Here is an 18,579-nt window from a genome sequence, read left to right as displayed (position 1 = left end):
GGTCAAGCCGCCAGGAGAACGGCGTTCGGGGCGACGAAGTTCTGCACCGGGGCGGGCTGGATCGCAGCGCCGATGCGTCGATCGCCACCGATGACGACCGCGCGGGCCGCGGCGGGACGGCGCATGGACTCGGCCACCTGGGCAACGAGGTCGCTCAGCGAGGTGCCGAGAGCACCCGCGAGGGCCGCGATCATCTCGCTCGACGGCTCCTTACGGCCGCGTTCGACCTCGGACAGGTACTGCGGGGAGATCCCCGCGCGGCCCGCGGTGTCGACGAGGGTGGAGCGCTGCGCCAGCCGCAGGGCGCGCAGGCGATCACCGAGGGCCTCACGCCACAGCGGTTCGGGACGCCCTTCGCCGCGTCCGCCCGGAATCACCCGCAACCCGTTGTGTTCGCCCATACTCCGAGCGTAGGGATACCGGCGCCGACACACCCGGTTCTTCTGCTCTCGGCGTAACCCGGCTCAGCGGGTGATGCCGAAGCGGGTGTCCACCCAGCCGAGCGCGTCGGCGAACGAGGCCGCGACGATGCCGCTGTGGTCGACGTCGTCGTACTTGCGGTAGTCGACGGACTGGCCGTGCAGTTGCTGCTCGGCGACCATCGCGTCGGTCGACTTCAGCGGGACGGTCATGTCGGAGCGGCCCTGCAGGACCAGCACCGGCGCGGTGAACCGCAACCCGCTGGGATCGTTGTCGTCGAGTACCCGCAGCAGTCCGGACAGGTCGCCGTCCTTGGTGAACACGTCCTTGGCGGACAGCCCACCCCACTTGCCGCGATCCCGCAGCGTCGCAGTGCATTCAGAGTCCGCGATCGGCAGCATCGACACCGCGCGGTCGGTGAGGAACCGGGCCGGATCGACATCGGTGACGGTCTGAGCGCCGCGCACGAGCAGCGGCACGTAGAGCGCGATGTCACCGGTGCCGAGCGTGCCGAGCGGGTTCGACACCGCCCACTTCGCCATCCGCACCTGCTCCCCCAGATGCGACGCGGGAGCCAGCGCGACGGCGCCGAGCAATTCCGAACCCGGCGCCCACGCGGCGGCCGCGCCCGCGGCGAACAGCGCGGCGTGACCACCCTGCGAATGCCCCATCGCCACCCAGCGCGCACCCACCGACTTGTCGACTTCGCGTGCGGCCGTGGCGAAATCGCTCACCGCCCGCTGTTCGGTCTCGCCGATCAGATAGCCGTGGTTGCCCGGCGTGCCGAGGCCCTGGTAGTCGGTCCTGGCCACCGCGTAACCCTTGGCGACCCAGCGCGCCTGTTCGTCCTTGCCCGGCGAGGATCCCTCGGTGCGCGAGGGCGCGCACGCATCGGCGACGCCGTTGGTACCCGGCGCCCAGGAGATCAACGGCCAGCCGCCCGCGGGCGGCGTCCCCTCCGGCACGGCGAGCGTGCCCGACACCGCGACGGTCTTGCCCTGCGCGTCGACCGATCGGTAGAGCACCAGCGAGTTGCGTGCGCCCGGCACCGCCTGCGACCCCGTCAGCGGTTGACTCCTGATCACCGAACCGTGCTGTCCCGGAATCGATTCCGCGGGCGGCGAGTAGAAGCGGGCCTGTGGTGCGCCCGCGACCTCGGCCACGCCCGGAGTGTCTTCGGCACAGGCCCCGGCCGACAAGGCCAGGCAGGCCACCGCGGCCACCGTGATCACCCGAGCGATACCTGTCTGCATGTTCCCCCCGCTACACCGACGGCCGGCACACCCGGCCGATAAACCGCCGACCAGGGTACTCGACGCCGCCGGGACGGCTGGGCGCCGTACGACGCCCAGCCGCCGGACTCAGCGCAGGACCCGGCCGAGGAAGTCGCGGATCAGCGCCGCGATCTCGGGTCCGTGTGTCTCCAGCGCGAAGTGGCCCGCGTCGAGCAGATGCAGTTCGGCGTCGGGCAGGTCACGCAGGTAGGCGCGCGCACCGTCGGCGCCGAAGATCTCGTCGTGCTCGCCCCAGGTGATCAGCGTGGGCGGGCGGTGCTCGGCGAAGTACTTCTGGAATTCGGGGTATCCGTCGAGATTGTTCTTGTAGTCGAAGAACAGCTGCAGCTGGATCTCCTTGTTGCCGGGGCGGTCCAGGTAAGCCTGGTCGAGGGTCCACGTGTCCGGGCTGACGAGGGCGAGCCGGTCCGCCGGTACACCGTGCGTGTACTGCCATGTCGTTGCGTCGAGTTCGAGCAGCTTGCGCACCTCGGGCTCATGGGTGGCGCGGTCGTTCGCGTGCGCGAACAGCACCTCCCAGAACGGGGTGAAGCCTTCGAGGTAGGCGTTGCCGCTCTGGGTGATGATCGCGCTCACCCGCTCGGGGTTGCGCGAGGCGATGCGCAGGCCGATGGGCGCGCCGTAGTCCTGGATGTAGACCGCGAATCGGTCGATGCCGAGGGTGTCGAGCAGTTCCAGGGTGATCTCGGTGAGTTTGTCGAAGCTGTAATCGAATTCGTCGACCTGCGGCATGGCCGACTGGCCGAAGCCGATGTGATCGGGCGCGATCACGTGGTAGTCCTCGGCCAGCGCCGGGATCAGATTGCGGAACATGGCCGAGCTGGACGGGAAGCCGTGCAGCAGAACGACAGCCGGGGCGTTCGGGTCGCCCGCCTCCCGGTAGAAGACGGTCTGGCCCTGGATCTGGACGGTGTTGTGGCGGGTCTGGCTCATGATGGATCTCTCTTTCTTATTCATACGGTGACCGGTTCGCGACGGCGGACCGGGGTGATCAGGAGGGCCGCGGCGACGGTGAGGACAAGCCCGAGGGCTAAGTAGCCGCGGTAGCTGTCGGTGAGGGCGTGCACGACGGTGGCCACGCCGAGGCCGGTGGCGGCGGCGAGCTGATGGATGACCCAGGCAGGCGCCAGCGTGCGGCCCATCCGGGCGGGGTCGAGACCGCGCGAGAGGATCGCCATGGTCAGCGGGATGACCGGGAACGACGCGACGCCGAACAGCACGGCCACCACGACCAGCACCTCCGGCCCCGGCACGAACACCGCGGGCAGCAGCGCGGCCAGGCGCACCGAATACAGCACCCGCAGCAGGGATTCCGGCGGGTGCCGCCGCAGCAGCCGCACCAGCCCCGCCGAGGTGACCCCGGCCGTCAGTGCGGCCAAGGCGACCAGCCTGCCCGCACCCGCCACCGACCAGCCCTGCTCCACTGCGTGCTTCGGCAACATCAGCACGACGACGTACAGGGTCGCCGCGTGTAACCCGAAGGACACCAGCACTTTCCACCGGTCGGCCAGCGACTCACCCGGGCCAGGGACCGTCGCGGCCCGCTCGTCGTCGGGCAGCAGCAGCCACAGCACGGCGGTGGCGGCCAGCCCGATCGCGCCGAGCAGCGCGAAGGTGCCGCGCACGCCGACCGGATCGAACAGCGCCGTGGCCGCCCACGGCGTGATCAGCTGCCCCAGATTGATGCCGATCGCGGCCCTGGCCATGGCGGGCCCGGCCTGCGTACCGTGCGCCCGTCCGAGCAGGGTGGTCACGGTGAGCGTGGACGAGGACGCGAAGCCGAGTCCGCCGAGCACCATGTAGGCGGCGACGAACTGCCACGTCTCGGTCACCGCGGCCAGCACCAGGTAGCTGCCCGAGATCAGCGTCAGCCCGCCGACAAGCACGAGCTTGGGTCCGAGCAGGTCGAGCAACCTGCCGATCCCCTGCTGCGCCAGCCCGGTGACCATCGTGCCGAGTGCGGCGGCCACGGCCAGCGCGGTCGCCGAGACGCCGTAGGCCGCGGCGGTCGGCGCGAAGAACACGCCCATGGTGAAGTTCAGGCCGAACGACACGGTCATCGCCGCCAGTCCGGCCCAGGCAAGGTGCTCACGCCGCATGCCCGCCACATCCTAACTCTCTAAATGCCTTTTAACGGTCACACCTGAACAGCAGTCGGCGACATTCCGCCGCCACGGAAGTCAGTCGTACACGGAATCGGTTCGCAGCCGGGCGATCTCGCCCTCGAGTTCGGCGATCCGGTCACGGAGGACCTGCATCGCCTCGGCGACGGCGGCCCGGGGGTACAGCGGCGGAATGTGCTGGCGGCAGTTCCAGTCGAACGCCTCGACCTCGATCAACACCGCCCGCTCGACCTGCGCGCGATAGCCGTCGACCACGAGCGAGGCGAGGAGTTCCGGATCCTCGGCGGCCTCGACCACCCGCGCCCGCCCGAAGATCTTCATCCGCGACTGCGCGGCGTAGTCCATCAGGAACAGCGAGACGCGATCGTCGTGATCGAGATTGCCGCGACTGATGTACTGCTTGTTGCCGCGGAAGTCGGCGAACCCCAGCGTGTGCGCGTCGAGCACCTTCAGGAATCCCGGTGCGCCACCGCGATGCTGGATGTACGGCCAGCCGGTCTCGCCGACCGTCGCCAGATAGAAGCTGTCACGTTCGCCGATGAACCAGGCCTCGTCGGGCCCGATCCGATCGGCCACCTCGGGCACCCGCGCCATCCGCTCATAGCTGCGCAGACTCCCGTGGACGCGCTGATGCTCGCGCACCAGCGGAGTGAACGCGACCTGCGCGTAGTGCCCGGTCACGACTGCCCCTTCGCGTGATTGCCCATGACTCGTCCCCTCGTGATAATGCCATCGATCTAACCTTTAATCAACAGTTAAAAGGTTAGAGACGGCCGGTTTGATTCCCGGTTCGGGAAAAAACTTCAGGGCGAAGGGCGAAAACACGATCGGCGCGTTCACCTCGGAAGGTGAACGCGCCGAACGGAAGAGAAGGAGCTAGCGGCCGATCGCCGCGGCCATCACGCGGACGGCGGAGATCAGGCCGTCGATCAGGTTGCCCTGACGGAACGACGCCAGCGCGGCGGTGACGCCCAGCTGGCAGATGCGGTCGTTGGCACGCTCGGCCACGTCCGCACCGGAACGGACCTCGATCGCGCCCTGATTCGGGGAGACGGCGATCAGCACCGATTCGGCCGCCTCGGGGGTGTTCGGCAGCAGCGCGTCGGCACCGGCCGCCGGGTCGGCGCCGAGATCGCCGAGGTAGATGTTGAAGCGGACCTTGGTCGCGCGGGTCGCCTCGGTGAGCGCGTTGTCCAGGGAGATGCGCTCACGGTCGGTGAACGGCACCTCGTCGAAGACGGTGCCCGACTCGTGCACGCCCGACACCCGGCCGCTGCTGGTCAGCGCGAACCCGTGCGGCAGGTCGGCCTCGACCACCGCGGGCCACTTAGAACTTGCCACTTGCCCGGCCTCCGATCAGCTCCGCGTTCGCGGCTTCGAGAGCCGCATGGCTGCCATGCGACTCGGCGGTGTGGTGACCCGCAGCGGTCACCTCGTCGGTAGCGCTCCACAGCACCGGCGAGTGGGTCCACTTCTGCCCGAGCGCGAAGTGGGCCGGCTTGTCACCGGGGAATGGCTTACCGAGATAGGACAAACCCGCGATCGCGAAATAGATCGCGGCCGGGATGCCGACGAAGATCAGCACTGTCTCGAGAATGCTCACGGTCCAACGGTAGACGATGCTGTGTAGTAGTTCATCCTCCGGCTGTCCCGAACGCCCGCGTGTCCGGCGTGATCACACCAGCCAGGCCGCCGCGTTGGCGGGCAACCGGTCGTCGACGATGGGCGCGCTGGCCAGCAGCACCTCCCCCGGCGGCAGCTGGATCGGCCCGTCGGACGCGTTGAGCACGCAGACCAACCCGCCCGGCCTGCGGAAGGCCAGACAGCCGTCCGGGCTGCCGTACCACTCGATCCGGTCGCCGGCGAATTCCGGCCTGGTGCCGCGCAGATCGATCGCCAGCCGGTACAGCGACAGCGTCGAGTGCAGGGTCTCCAGCTGGGCTTCCACCGTGCGGTCGGCCCAGTCAGCGGGGATCGGCAGCCACGCCTGCTCGGCTGCGGTGAACCCGAACGGTGTGCTCGCGCCCTCCCAGGGTATCGGCACCCGGCACCCGTCACGGCCGCGCTCGGTGTGCCCTGACCGCTCCCACACCGGGTCCTGCAGCGCGTCCTCGGGCAGGTCGTCGACATTGGGCAGACCGAGTTCGGCGCCGTTGTAGACGAACACCGCGCCAGGCAGCGCCAGCTCGACCATCATCATCGCCCGCGCCCGCGAGACCCCGATCTTGCCGCCGCCGTAGCGGGTGACCTCGCGCTCGATGTCGTGATTGGACAGCGTCCAGGTCGGAGGAGCGCCGACGTCGCTCACCGCCTCGAGGGAGAACGTGATCGCCTCGCGCACACCCTCGGCGGTGAAGGGGGTCTCGGCGAGGCGGAAATTGAACGCCAGGTGCAGTTCGTCCGGGCGCACGTATTCGCCGAAGCGGGTGTTGTCGTCGACCCACACCTCGCCGATCGCCACCGCGTGCGGGTACTCGTCGATGATCGTGCGGATGCGGCGGTGGATGGCGTGCACACCGGGATTGTTGAAGCGGGGATCGTCGTCGTCGTGCACCAGCATCTTGGTCTCGACCCTGGCCATGTCGGGCAGGCCTTCGGGCTTGGCCATGCCGTGGGCGACGTCGATCCGGAAACCGTCGACCCCCCGGTCGAGCCAGAACCGCAACGTTTTCTCGAAATCGGCGGCGACCTCGGGGTTGTCCCAGTTCAGGTCGGGCTGTTCCGGCGCGAAGATGTGCAGGTACCACTGACCGGGCGTGCCGTCCCGGTCGGTGACCCTGGTCCAGGCCGGGCCGCCGAAGATGCTCGGCCAGTTGTTGGGCGGCTCGGCACCGTCCTTCCCGCGACCGTCGCGGAAGATGTAGCGGGCCCGCTCCGGGCTGCCCGGCGCGGCATCCACCGCCGCGGTGAACCACGGGTGCTCGACGCTGGTGTGGTTGGGCACCAGGTCCATCGTCACCTTGATCTCGCGGTCGTGTGCCTCGGCGATCAGCTCGTCCAGCGCGGCCAGCCCGCCGAACAGCGGGTCGATATCGCGCGGATCGGACACGTCGTAGCCGCCGTCGGCCTGCGGCGAGCGCATCACCGGACAGATCCACAGCGCGTCGACACCCAGTAGCTCCAGGTAGCCGATCTTCTCGCGTACGCCGCCCAGATCGCCGACACCATCACCGTCGGAGTCCGCGAACGAACGGGGATAGACCTGATAGAACACGGCGGTTGTCCACCACGGAGCGGTGCTGTCTTCCCCCGGCACCGGCGAGGCAGGTGTCTGTGTCACATCCGCAATATTGCCAAAGATTGCCCGCAATATTCCTGTGGCGCGAGACTTTGTTCGAATCCGGCAAATCACCAGCGTTTCGCCACGCCGGGCCGAAACACCGGGGTAAACCTCGGCATAGACCCGAAACCGGGCCGCCACCTGCCGGTCATCAGCGAACGCGCGGCACCCGTACCCTCAGCCGGGCGCGTTTTGCAGGGACGCGGCCGCCATCTGGAAGTAGTCCATCAGCGTCTTGCGATGCTCGTCGTCCAGGATCGACGGTTCGATCTCGCCGACGGCGATCGTCATGCACCGCAGCCACGCGTCGCGCTCGAGCGGGCCGATGACGAACGGGTTGTGCCGCATCCGCAGCCGCGGGTGCCCACGCTCGTCGGAGTAGGTACGCGGGCCGCCCCAGTACTGTTCCAGGAACATGCGCATCCGACGCTCGGCCGGGCCGAGATCCTCCTCCGGATACAGTGGGCGCAGGATCTCGTCGGCAGCGACCTCTCGATAGAACACGGACACGATGCGCCGGAACGTCTCGGCGCCACCCACCGCTTCGTAGAACGAGGTCGTTGTCTGCTCACCTGAAGTCACGTGGTCCATTGTGCCCCGATGACCTGGCGGGCGGCCCGGCGGCAGCCTCGGTCACGAACGCATGGCCCTTCAACCACAGTTCACCCGAAAGTTTGAAAAATAGCCGTGCAATACCGGCAGAACCATGGTCAACTGGGGGGCAGTATCGGCCCCAGATACCACATGATCCTGCCAATCATGAAATTGAGGTCAAGATGAAGCAGCGACCAGGCGCCCGGTCACACGAGGCGCGCGCGCACCGACAACTCCAGCCCGCCGACGTCCACAATCGTGGCTCGGGGGCTATTCCGCTGCATATCTTGTCCGATCACCATCCGGGCGCACACGGTCATCACGACCTGCCGCATCACCCCGCGCCATTGCATCTCGCCGGAGACCACGACGCCGCCGCTTGGCGCAAACGCCGGGTCCTCCTCCTCAACGCCACCTACGAACCGCTCACCGCGCTGTCCGCGCGTCGCGCCGTCGTGCTGCTGATCTGCGCCAAGGCGGACGCGGTCCACGACAACCCCGAAGCCCCGGTCCTGCATTCGGCAGGCGCCACCGTGGCGATTCCCTCCGTCATCCGGCTGCGCACCTATGTGCGCGTGCCCTACCGCGCCCGCGTCCCGATGACCCGCGCCGCCCTCATGCACCGTGACCGCTACCGCTGCGGGTACTGCGGCGGCAAAGCCGAGACCATCGACCACGTGATCCCCCGCAGTCGCGGTGGCGAGCACTCGTGGGAGAACTGCGTCGCCAGCTGCGCCCCCTGCAACCACCGCAAAGCAGACAAGATGCTCACCGAGCTCGGCTGGACCTTGCGCCACCCGCTGGTCTCCCCCAAGGGCCCGCACTGGCGACTGCTGTCCACCACCGCCGACCTGGATCCGATCTGGTTGCAGTACCTGGGCGAAGGAGCCGCCTGATCAGGCGCTCTCGATGACCATCGTGGCCCAGGTCCCCGGTTCGAGGGCTTCGAAGATGTGCGGTAGATCGCCCAGGTAGCGGATGTAGTCACCCGGGCGCATCTCCACGGGCTCGTCCGCCGGGCCGACCATGGCGTGGCCCGCCGCGAGCACGACGTGTTCCACGACACCGGGGGTGTGCGGGTCCGAGCGGCGGGTGTGGCCGGGTTCGGCCGCGATGCGATAGACGTCACAGCGGGTGTGCGACTGCCCCGCTGCGAGCAACGTCACCCGGTAGTCGGCATCGGCCGAGGGGACCGGCGCGCCCTCGTCCGCGCGGATCACCTGCACATTCGGCCGGGGCGGGTCGAGCAGCCTGCTGAACGGCATCTCCAGGGCGACGCACAGCGCCCACAGGGTTTCCAGGCTGGGATTGCCGGTGCCCGATTCCAGTTGCGACAGTGTGGATTTCGCGACGCCGGCCCGGCTCGCGACCTCGGTCAGCGACAAGCCTGCGCGCGCGCGTTCGCGCCGCAGTGCGGCTGCGATCACCGCTTGGGGTGGTCCAGTGACCGGGTCCTGCCGGTCCATCGACGCCTCCTGGGGGCTGGCGGTTTCCGCGTTGACTTTACCCAGCCCTCGCGTTCATTATGAGAAACATGCGTTCGATATGGCGAACACTCGATCGGCGAACCGTCACCGCCGTGGCCGCGGCCTGCCTCGCCGTCGGCCTGTTCGGTGTGTCCTACGGCGCCTCGACGATCGCGGCCGGATTCCCCGTGTGGATGCCGATCGTGATGGCGGTGACGGTGCTGGCCGGCGGTTCGGAGCTGCTGTTCTTCGGCATCGTCGCCGCCGGCGGCAGCCCGCTCGCGGCCGTAGTCGCCGGTCTGCTGCTCAATGCCAGGCACCTGCCGTATGGCCTGTCGGCGCCCGAGGTGTTCGGCAGCGGCTGGAAGCGGGTGCTCGGCATCCACGTACTCAACGACGAATCGGTGGCCTTCGCCACCGCCCCCGGTGATCAGGAGCGCAAACGCGCCGCGTACTGGGCCTGCGGCATCGGCGTCGCCCTGTGCTGGCCGCTCGGCGCGACGCTGGGCGCCGCGCTCGGCTCCCTCGTCCCCGAAACCTCGGCGCTCGGCCTGGACGCGGTGTTCCCGGTGATCCTGCTCGCCTTGATCCTGCCCGCGCTGCGCGATCGCGCCACCCTGCGCCCTGTGCTGGTCGGCGCGGCGCTGGCCGTGGTCGTGGCACCGTTCGTGCCCGCCGGGTTGCCGGTGCTGATCGCGCTGCTGGGTCTGGTGTTCGCGCTACGGCCGCCGGAGAAGTCGGCCGAGCCGGTGGCACAGCCGTGCTGACCGGTGTCCGGTCCGATCCGGCGGGTCACTCGCCCGGACGGACAGCCGACCCCAGCGCGCAGACCACCACAGACAAGTGGGTGTCGTGAACGCGCCCTATCTGCTTCCCGCCATGCTGGCACTCGCCGTCGGCACCTACGCGCTGCGCTGGACCGGACCGGCACTACGGCATCGACTTCGCCTGTCGGCCAGGACGATCCACCTGCTCGACACCGGCGCGCTGATCCTGCTAGCGGCGCTGGTGGCAACCGCCACCCTGCCAACCGGGTCCGGTGAACTCGGCGTCGCCCTGCCCGCCGGCGTCGCCGTCGGTGGGGTCCTCGCGTGGCGTCGCGCTCCCCTGCTGGTCACCGTGCTCGCGGCCGCGGCGACTACGGCGCTGCTGCGCCTGGTCGGCGTGCACTAGCCCCCTGCCACGCATACGGCACTGGCCGAACCTCGGCTCAGGTGACAACAGCGCTGCTGCGACAGGTCGGCGCGCGCAGATCCCTGCCGACACGTTCAGCTCTACCTGATCACGGCTGCGACACGATGCCCGCCGATCTCATCTGCCGTCAGCGTCCGACCGGACGCGCACCGAGGCCGCGCCAGCACTCACGGCCACCCGTCAGCGTTCGATGGCGGCCGTGACGCGATTTCAGCTGGGCGACAGCGGGATTCCGCCCCCCAGACGGCGGGCGACAGAACCGTAGCGGGCATCGAGGCGCAGCCAGGTGCGGGTGACTCGGACGCGGACCAGCTCCGTGGGCTGGATGCGGCGCGACTCGGTCTTCTCTCCCGCGTGCGGGATGAAGTCCATGGCGGTCAGCGCGAAGACCACGCGCATCGGGACTTCGACCGCGAGGTCTCCCTCGCCCGTGACCGTGAGCACCGACTGGTCCAGCAGCGATGCCGGCGGGCCGTGGGCGCCACCGTGTTCGCGGGCCACCTCGGCGCCGCGCTCGGCCAGTTCGACCAGGGCGCGGGCAGGCACGTCGTCGACGTGGGTGAAGCCTTCGGCGGGCGGAAGCGCGCCGCGCCAGGCCGAGTCCATCGAGTAGCCGAGGTCGATCGGATGACCGGTGCGCAGGCCGTCCAGCACCATGTCGGCGCCGACGGTGACATCGTCGACGCCGAGCTCGGCGGTCACCGTGCGTACCGCGAGGGTTTCGAAACCTGTTGCGACCCAGGCGGAGACGAGGCTGGAGCCGCGCCGCCGCAGCCGCACGACCGCGGCGGGGTCGAGCCGGATCGCGCGGGTGAGGAAGGTGGCCAGGTTCTCACGTTCGGCCGGGTCGGGTGCGTGCAGCACCCGCTGCTCGGAACTCACGGACGTCAGGCCCGCCACAGTGCGAGGTAGTCGCGTTCGGTGTCGCTGAGCCTGCGCAAACGCTGGGTCTCGATGTCGAACGCGGCGAGCTGGGTGGTCGCGGTGACCGCGGGCGGCGAATCCGGCGCCGCGCCGCTGGCACGCACCTCGTAGCCGATCGTGAAATCGACCGCCCGCAACTGCTTGATCCACATGGCGATGTCGAGCGGGGTGTCCTCGTGGCGCAGCTGGCCCCGGTACTTCACGTGCAGGTCGACCAGCACGCAGCCCTGCCTGCCCATCGATGCCGTCGGCTTGTCGTCGTCGAACAGCCACGGAATCCTGGCCTCTTCCAGCAGGGTCACCATCCGCGCGTGGTTGACGTGCTGGAACACGTCCATATCCGACCAGCGGATCTCGACCTTGGCGTGAAAACGCTGCGGCAGAACCAGGTCCGCCGCAGGCGCGGCCGCGTTTCCGTTCGGCGAGTTCGTCACCGTGGTACCTCCGATTGGGCGCCCACCCCGCTCACCATGCTCCGCACCTGTCGCGCGGCGACCGACAGTGTGGCGAGGTCGTGGGTCCCGGACTCGAACAGTTCCGACAGCGCCGCGCGCGCACGGCCGAGCCGGGACTGGTTCTTCGACTCCCAGTATGCAATTTTCTCGTCGGCCGTCTCCTCCGGGTCACCCGCGGACAGCACATCGAGGGTGAGCGAGCGCAGCGAACCGTACATGTCGTCGCGCAGGGCGAGCCGGGCCAGCGCGTGCCAGCGATCACCGCGTTCGAGGTGGCTGACCGCCTCGAGCAGCCAGTCGATCTTGAGGTGCTCGTTGAGCGCGTAGTACAGCGCGCCCACCTCGGACCCGTCGCGGTCGGCGATATCGGCGATATCGACCACGTCCAGCAGTGGGAACAGGCTGAGCAGGCCGAACACCTCGGTCGCCAGCTCGGTCGGCGCGCCACGGGCGATCAACTCGGCCGCGCCCTGGGTGAGCGTGGTGATGTGGTGTCCGCGCAGCCAGCCGGGCACCTGCGGCGCCAGCTCCTGCACCCGGCGGTGGTACCGGTTGATCTCCGCGCCGACCGCGATCGGCTGCGGCCGGTTGCTCAGCAGCCAGCGCGAGGCCCGGTCGAGCGTCCGCTTGGATTCCAGTTCCAGCAGGTCACACACGCCCGCGGGGGCGTCGGCGCTGCGGACACGCGCCCACACATCGCGCAGCTCGAAGATCTCCGAGGCCGCGGCGAACGCGCGGACGGTGTCGGAGGTGCTGGCCCCGACCTCCTCGTTGAGCCGGTGGGCGTAGGTGATGCCGGCATAGTCGACGACCTCGTTGACGATCATCGTCGTGACGATCTCGCGGCGCAGCCGGTGCTTCTTGATCTCGGCGCCGAACCGCTCGCGTAGCGGCGTCGGGAAGTACATCGGCAGCCGTCGCGCGAAGTACACGCTGTCGGGCAGATCGGTCTCGAGCAGATCGGCCTTGAGCCCGAGCTTCACATGCGCGAGCAGGTTCGCCAGTTCGGGCGAGGTGAGTCCGCGGCCCTCCTCGCCGCGCCGCTTCAGCTCGACCTCCGACGGCAGCGCCTCGAGTTCCCGGTCCAGGCCGCGGCGCTGTTCGAGATCGTCGATGACCCGGCCGTGCACGCTGACCATCTGCGGCGCGTCGGTGCGCGCGATGCCGATCAGCACGTTCTGATCGACGTTGTCCTGCAACACCATCCGCGCGACCTCGTCGGTCATCGAGGCCAGCAGCGGGTTGCGGTCGGCGGGTGCGAGCGCGCCCGCGCTCACCACGCCGTCGAGCAGCACCTTGATGTTGACCTCGTGGTCGGAGCAGTCGACACCCGCCGAGTTGTCCAGCGCGTCGGTGTTCATCTTGCCGCCCGAGCGGCAGAATTCGATCCGGCCCAGGGCGGTGGCGCCGAGGTTGCCGCCCTCGCCGATCACCTTGACCCGCAACTGATTACCGTCGACGCGCACCGCGTCGTTGGACTTGTCGCCCACCTCCGCATTGGATTCGGTGCTGGCCTTGACGTAGGTGCCGATCCCACCGTTCCACAGCAACTGCACCGGCGCGAGCAGGATCGCGCGCACCAGTTCCGGCGGCGAGAGTGCCTGCACCGCGTCCGGCAGGCCGAGCGCGGCCCTGGCCTGCGGCGAGATCGGCACCGATTTCACGGTGCGCTCGAACACCCCACCGCCCTCGCTGATCAGGCTGCGGTCGTAGTCGGCCCACGAGGAACGCGGCAGCTTGAACAGCCGCTCGCGCTCGGCGTAGGAGGTGGTGGCGTCGGGATTCGGGTCGAGGAAGATGTGCCGGTGGTCGAACGCGGCGACCAGCCGGATGTGGCGCGAGAGCAGCATGCCGTTGCCGAAGACATCACCGCTCATGTCGCCGACGCCGACGACCGTGAAGTCCTGGCTCTGGGTGTCGATGCCCATCTCGCGGAAGTGGCGCTTGACCGCCTCCCAGGCACCCTTGGCGGTGATGCCCATCGCCTTGTGGTCGTAACCGGCCGAACCGCCGGAGGCGAACGCGTCGCCGAGCCAGAAGCCGTAGCTGGTGGCCACGTCGTTGGCGATGTCGGAGAAGCTGGCGGTGCCCTTGTCGGCGGCGACCACCAGGTAGGTGTCGTCGCCGTCGCGGCGGACCACCCGGGCGGGCGGGAGCACCGCGCCCGTGGCCAGGTCGACATTGTCGGTGACGTCGAGCAGCCCGGAGATGAAGGTGCGGTAGCAGGCGATGCCCTCGGCGACACTCGCCTGCCGGTCGGCGGCCGGGTCGCCGGTGGCGGCGGGCGGGCGCTTCACCACGAAGCCACCCTTCGCGCCGACCGGAACGATCACCGCGTTCTTCACCGCCTGCGCCTTCACCAGGCCCAGGATCTCGGTGCGGAAATCTTCGAGCCGGTCCGACCAGCGCAGGCCACCGCGAGCCACCGAACCGAAGCGCAGGTGCACGCCCTCGACGCGCGGCGAGTAGACGAAGATCTCGAATTGCGGTCGCGGCTTGGGCAATTCGGCGATCTCGCCCGGTTCCACTTTGAACGAGAGGTACTCGCGCGGGCTGCTCTCGGCGTCGACGACGTAGTAGTTGGTGCGCAGGGTCGCCTTGATCAGACCGAGGATGGCACGCAGGATGCGGTCGGCGTCCATGCTGACCACTTCGTCGATCCCGGCCCGCACCTTCGTCTCGATCTCGGCGGCGGCCTCGGCCGAGACGGTGGCCGGATCGAAGCGTGCCGCGAACAGGTCGACGAACGCGCGCGAGACCTCGGGATGGGCCAGCAGCACCCGCGCGATATTGACCTGGCTGTACGGGAAACCGGCCTGCTGCAGGTACTTCGCGTACGCGCGCAGGATCGCCACCGAACGCCACGGCAGACCGGCCCGCAGCACGAGCTCGTTGAGTCCGTCGGCCTCGGCCCGGTCGTACCAGACCGCCTCGAACGCATCGGTGAACCGGGAATGCAGCTCGTGGCTCGCCTGCTCGAGCAGTTCGGCGTCGAGATCGCCGCCGAGCGCGTTGCGCAGCAGCTCGGGCCTGGCCTGCAGGCCGAAATCGTAGATCCAGCGCTCGACGCCGCCGTCCATCTCCAGCTGGTAGGGCCGCTCGTCGACCACCTCGACGCCCAGGCTCTGCAGCACCGGCAGCACCTGGCTCAGCGAGACGGCGGCCCCGGCGATGTAGAGGCTGAACCGCCACGAGCCCGGCGAGGCCTCCGGCCTGCGGTACAGATGCTGGCCGATGCCGCCCTCGGTGAGCCGTTCCAGCCTGCCGATGTCGGCCAGCGCGCGGGCGGGACCGAAGTCCTCCTTGTAGCTTTCCGGGAACGCGTCCGAATACTGTTTCACCACCGCGGGATCCAGCACGGTGGAGGTGGCGACCTCGTCGTCGATCCGGTCGTCCCAGGTGTGGCTGGCCGCGTTCAGCAGGCCCTGCAGGCGCAGCCGGTTTTCCTCGGAGGTGTCGGGCGCCGCGGTCGCATCGCCAGGCAACATCACCGTGAAATACACACTGGCGAGCTCGCTTTCGCTCACTCGCGCCGAGTAGTCGATATCGGCGCCGCCGAGCTCGCGCACCAGGATCTCCTGCATCTGCAGGCGAACCGCCGTGGTGTAGCGATCGCGCGGCAGGTACACCATGCAGGCGACGAAACGGCCGTAGTTGTCGCTGCGCAGGAACAACCGCACCTGCCTGCGCAGGCCGACGCCGAGCACGGCGACGGCGGTGCGGCGCATCGCCTCGGTGTCGGCGGAGAACAGCTCGGTGCGCGGGAACGACTCGATCACCTCGAGCATCGCCTGCCCGGAGAAGGAGTCCTTGTCGAATCCCGCCGCCTCGATCGCGGTGCGCACCCGGGTGTTGATGACCGGGATGTCGAGCACGTTCTCGTGCTGGGCGCTGACGGTGAACACGCCGATGAACAGGTGCACGCCCGCCACGGTGCCGTCGTCGTCCACGTCGGCGACACCGACGAAGTACGGATACACCGAGCGGTGCACGGTCGCTCGGACCAGGCCCTGGGTGAGCATCAGCAACGGGTGGTCGCCGCCGTTGATCGGCACCTGGAAATCGGTGCCGATATCGGCGCGCAGCACCCCGAGACTCACGCCGGGCACCGGCGTCGGCACGGTGTGGCCGTGGTCGGTCCGACTGTGGTAGCGCGCGTACCCGAGCAGCGTGAAGTTGCCGTGGGCCAGCCAGCGCAGCAACTGCGCGCACTCGGCCAGGTCTTCGGCGGGGAACGGAGCCGAGCCGCCGGCCGCGGTGCGGTCGAGCTGGTCGGCCAGCGTGCTCTGCACCTGGGTCATCGCCTCGGTGTCGTCGATAACCTGGCGGACGTCGGCGATCACCTCGGGCAGGATGCGCTCGATGTGGTCGAGCTGAGCCCGGCTGGTCGACGGATGCAGCTGCAGATGCATCCACGACTCCGGCTTGCCGGTCGCGCCGTTGCCGTCGACCTCGTGCGGTGCCGCGGTGACCAGCACGCCGTGCTCGTCGCGGGTGACCTCGAAGATCGGGTGGATGACCTCGGTGACGCTGACCTGCATCCGGGCCAGCGCCGCGGTGATCGACTTGACCAGCAGCGGCATGTCGTCGGTGACCACCTGCACCGCCGCGCCCATGCTCGCCCCGTCGTCGGGATGGTAGACCCGCACGAGCGCCGTGTCGGCGGGGCGTTCGGCGGCCAGCTCCATATGTCGCCGGAAGATCTGGTTGATGCCGGTGACAGGGAAGTCGGCGTCACCGGCGTCGACGTGTCGGAAATACGCTCCCTCGAGTGTCGCGAGCTCACCGCGCAAGCTTTGCGGCAGTCCAGCGGCCCACGCCGCGCTCGACATTTCCGACGAGACCGTCATCGTTTCGCCCACTCCCATGGATTCGGTTCGCTTCGATTCCGCAATTCAGGTGACGCAAATTCGAGACTAGCCGCGGGTAGCTGGACACGCGGAAGGTTTTTCGCCTTGCCGCGCCGGTAACTTGGCCAACCTTCGGTGAACGCCGGATACGACCCAGCTACCGGTATTTTCGCGCACCGACGACGACGGCCCGGCAGGATCGATCGTTCACCGATCGACCCCGCCGGGCCGTTGTGCACGCTGTGAATCAGTCGCGGGTCAGCTTGCGGTGCGTCACCCGGTGCGGGCGAGCCGCTTCCGCGCCGAGGCGCTCGACCTTGTTCGCCTCGTAGGCCTCGAAGTTGCCCTCGAACCAGAACCACTTGGCGTCGTTGTCGTCGTCACCCTCCCACGCGAGGATGTGGGTGCAGGTCCGGTCCAGGAACCAGCGGTCGTGGGAGATCACGACGGCGCAGCCGGGGAACTGATCGAGCGCGTTCTCCAGCGAGCTGAGGGTTTCGACGTCGAGGTCGTTGGTCGGCTCGTCGAGCAGGATCAGGTTGCCACCCTGCTTGAGGGTCAGCGCCAGGTTCAGGCGGTTGCGCTCACCACCGGAGAGCACCCCGGCCGGCTTCTGCTGGTCCGGGCCCTTGAAGCCGAACGCGCTGACGTAGGCGCGCGAGGGCATCTCCTGGTTGCCGACCTCGATGAAGTCGAGCCCCTCGGAGACGACCTGCCAGACGTTCTTCTTCGGGTCGATGCCCGCGCGGTTCTGGTCGACGTAGCTGAGCTTGACCGTCTCGCCGACCTTCACCTCGCCGCTGTCGGGCGATTCCAGGCCGACGATGGTCTTGAACAGCGTGGTCTTACCGACACCGTTGGGGCCGATGACGCCGACGATGCCGTTGCGCGGCAACGTGAACGACAGATCCTTGATCAGCTGACGATCGCCGAAGCCCTTGTCCAGGTTCGACACGTTGACCACGATGTCGCCCAGGCGCGGACCCGCCGGGATCTGGATCTCCTCGAAGTCCAGCTTCCTGTGCTTGTCGGCCTCGGCGGCCATCTCCTCGTAGCGACCCAGACGTGCCTTGTTCTTGGCCTGGCGGGCCTTGGCGCCGGAGCGCACCCACGCCAGCTCGTCCTTGAGGCGCTTCTGCAGCTTCTGGTCCTTCTTGCCCTGGACCTCGAGGCGCTGGGCCTTCTTCTCCAAGTAGGTGGAGTAGTTGCCCTCGTAGGGGTAGGCGCGACCACGGTCGAGCTCGAGGATCCACTGGGCGACGTTGTCGAGGAAGTACCGGTCGTGGGTGACGGCCAGCACGGCGCCCTGGTAGGAAGCCAGGTGCTGCTCGAGCCACAGCACACTCTCGGCGTCGAGGTGGTTGGTCGGCTCGTCGAGCAGCAGCAGATCGGGCTTGCTCAGCAGCAGCTTGCACAGCGCGACGCGGCGACGCTCACCACCGGAGAGGTTGGTGACCGGCTCGTCCGGCGGCGGGCAGCGCAGCGCGTCCATGGCCTGTTCGAGCTGGGAGTCGACGTCCCACGCGTCGGCGTGGTCGAGGAACTCCTGCAGCTTGCCCATCTCGTCCATGAGCTCGTCGGAGTAGTCGGTGGCCATCAGCTCGGCGATCTCGTTGAAGCGATCCAGCTTCACCTTGACCTCGCCGAGGCCCTCCTCCACGTTGCCGCGGACGGTCTTCTCCTCGTTCAGGTGCGGCTCCTGCATGAGGATGCCGACCGTCGCGCCCGGCGCGAGGAACGCCTCGCCGTTGTTCGGCCGGTCCAGTCCCGCCATGATCTTCAGCACGCTGGACTTACCGGCGCCGTTCGGGCCGACCACACCGATCTTGGCGCCGGGCAGGAAGTTCAGCGTCACGTCGTCGAGAATGACCTTGTCGCCGTGCGCCTTGCGAACCTTGATCATCTGATAAATGAACTCAGCCATATACGGAAGCCTATCGGTGCGGGTAACGGGGGTGAGATGCGGAGCGGGCCGGGG

17 protein-coding genes are annotated in these 18,579 nt (G+C 68.7%); 3 read left to right on the top strand and 14 right to left on the bottom strand.

Going from position 1 to position 18,579, the window contains the following annotated elements; all coding sequences use genetic code 11:
- Positions 1 to 2: 2 nt before the first annotated feature.
- The 9 genes from IEY60_RS25170 to IEY60_RS25130 form a co-directional block, all read right to left on the bottom strand.
- Positions 3 to 401, bottom strand: coding sequence for a helix-turn-helix domain-containing protein (locus IEY60_RS25170; RefSeq protein WP_189032951.1), 399 nt, complete (start codon positions 399 to 401; stop codon positions 3 to 5).
- A gap of 63 nt (positions 402 to 464) precedes the next feature.
- Entirely contained in the window at positions 465 to 1,673 is a 1,209-nt protein-coding gene (locus IEY60_RS25165; RefSeq protein WP_189032949.1) for an alpha/beta hydrolase family protein, read from the bottom strand.
- 108 nt (positions 1,674 to 1,781) lie between these two features.
- Positions 1,782 to 2,648 (bottom strand): alpha/beta fold hydrolase, encoded by an 867-nt coding sequence (locus IEY60_RS25160; protein WP_189032947.1) that lies wholly within the window; start codon positions 2,646 to 2,648, stop codon positions 1,782 to 1,784.
- 20 nt (positions 2,649 to 2,668) lie between these two features.
- A complete protein-coding gene (locus IEY60_RS25155) occupies positions 2,669 to 3,814 on the bottom strand; it encodes an MFS transporter (RefSeq protein ID WP_189032945.1) in 1,146 nt (381 codons plus the stop codon).
- 81 nt (positions 3,815 to 3,895) lie between these two features.
- Complete coding sequence (locus IEY60_RS25150) at positions 3,896 to 4,519, bottom strand: pyridoxamine 5'-phosphate oxidase family protein (RefSeq protein WP_189032943.1); 624 nt, start codon at positions 4,517 to 4,519, stop codon at positions 3,896 to 3,898.
- Between the two features lie 195 nt (positions 4,520 to 4,714).
- Entirely contained in the window at positions 4,715 to 5,179 is a 465-nt protein-coding gene (locus IEY60_RS25145; protein ID WP_229740106.1) for a DUF5130 domain-containing protein, read from the bottom strand.
- On the bottom strand, positions 5,166 to 5,441 hold the full coding sequence (ctaJ, locus tag IEY60_RS25140) for an aa3-type cytochrome oxidase subunit CtaJ (protein WP_189032941.1): 276 nt from the start codon (positions 5,439 to 5,441) through the stop codon (positions 5,166 to 5,168). Before ctaJ ends, IEY60_RS25145 begins: the two co-directional genes overlap by 14 nt.
- A gap of 72 nt (positions 5,442 to 5,513) precedes the next feature.
- On the bottom strand, positions 5,514 to 7,118 hold the full coding sequence (locus IEY60_RS25135; protein WP_229740105.1) for a glycoside hydrolase family 13 protein: 1,605 nt from the start codon (positions 7,116 to 7,118) through the stop codon (positions 5,514 to 5,516).
- A 177-nt stretch (positions 7,119 to 7,295) separates the two neighbouring features.
- Positions 7,296 to 7,709, bottom strand: a complete 414-nt coding sequence (locus IEY60_RS25130; protein ID WP_189032939.1) for a globin — start codon at positions 7,707 to 7,709, stop codon at positions 7,296 to 7,298.
- Between the two features lie 185 nt (positions 7,710 to 7,894).
- Between IEY60_RS25130 and IEY60_RS25125 the strand changes: the two genes are divergently transcribed.
- Entirely contained in the window at positions 7,895 to 8,608 is a 714-nt protein-coding gene (locus tag IEY60_RS25125; protein ID WP_229740104.1) for an HNH endonuclease, read from the top strand.
- Here IEY60_RS25125 and IEY60_RS25120 read toward each other — a convergent pair whose 3' ends face one another.
- Positions 8,609 to 9,178 carry a helix-turn-helix domain-containing protein gene (locus IEY60_RS25120; RefSeq protein ID WP_189032937.1) on the bottom strand — a complete coding sequence of 190 codons (570 nt, stop codon included), beginning with the start codon at positions 9,176 to 9,178 and terminating at the stop codon, positions 8,609 to 8,611.
- 68 nt (positions 9,179 to 9,246) lie between these two features.
- Between IEY60_RS25120 and IEY60_RS25115 the strand changes: the two genes are divergently transcribed.
- Together IEY60_RS25115 and IEY60_RS25110 are read left to right on the top strand one after the other, a co-directional pair.
- On the top strand, positions 9,247 to 9,945 hold the full coding sequence (locus IEY60_RS25115) for an AzlC family ABC transporter permease (protein ID WP_189032935.1): 699 nt from the start codon (positions 9,247 to 9,249) through the stop codon (positions 9,943 to 9,945).
- A gap of 85 nt (positions 9,946 to 10,030) precedes the next feature.
- Positions 10,031 to 10,351, top strand: coding sequence for an AzlD domain-containing protein (locus tag IEY60_RS25110; protein WP_189033273.1), 321 nt, complete (start codon positions 10,031 to 10,033; stop codon positions 10,349 to 10,351).
- Positions 10,352 to 10,582: 231 nt separating this feature from the next.
- On the opposite strand, the gene IEY60_RS25105 is transcribed toward IEY60_RS25110, so the two are convergent.
- The 4 genes from IEY60_RS25105 to ettA all read right to left on the bottom strand — a co-directional run bounded on the left by IEY60_RS25105 (position 10,583) and on the right by ettA (position 18,525).
- Positions 10,583 to 11,254, bottom strand: coding sequence for a DUF8185 domain-containing protein (locus tag IEY60_RS25105; protein ID WP_189032933.1), 672 nt, complete (start codon positions 11,252 to 11,254; stop codon positions 10,583 to 10,585).
- Positions 11,255 to 11,259: 5 nt separating this feature from the next.
- Positions 11,260 to 11,685 (bottom strand): acyl-CoA thioesterase, encoded by a 426-nt coding sequence (locus IEY60_RS25100; RefSeq protein WP_189033272.1) that lies wholly within the window; start codon positions 11,683 to 11,685, stop codon positions 11,260 to 11,262.
- 41 nt (positions 11,686 to 11,726) lie between these two features.
- A complete protein-coding gene (locus tag IEY60_RS25095; RefSeq protein WP_189032931.1) occupies positions 11,727 to 16,601 on the bottom strand; it encodes an NAD-glutamate dehydrogenase in 4,875 nt (1,624 codons plus the stop codon).
- A gap of 247 nt (positions 16,602 to 16,848) precedes the next feature.
- Positions 16,849 to 18,525: an energy-dependent translational throttle protein EttA gene (gene ettA, locus IEY60_RS25090; protein ID WP_189032929.1), complete on the bottom strand. Its 1,677-nt coding sequence runs from the start codon at positions 18,523 to 18,525 to the stop codon at positions 16,849 to 16,851.
- Positions 18,526 to 18,579 lie beyond the last annotated feature (54 nt).

The organism is Nocardia rhizosphaerihabitans, assembly GCF_014646295.1.
GTDB classification, from domain to species: Bacteria; Actinomycetota; Actinomycetes; order Mycobacteriales; family Mycobacteriaceae; genus Nocardia; species Nocardia rhizosphaerihabitans.
Note: the sequence above shows the minus strand (reverse complement) of the source record. Positions and strands in the feature narration are given on the sequence as shown.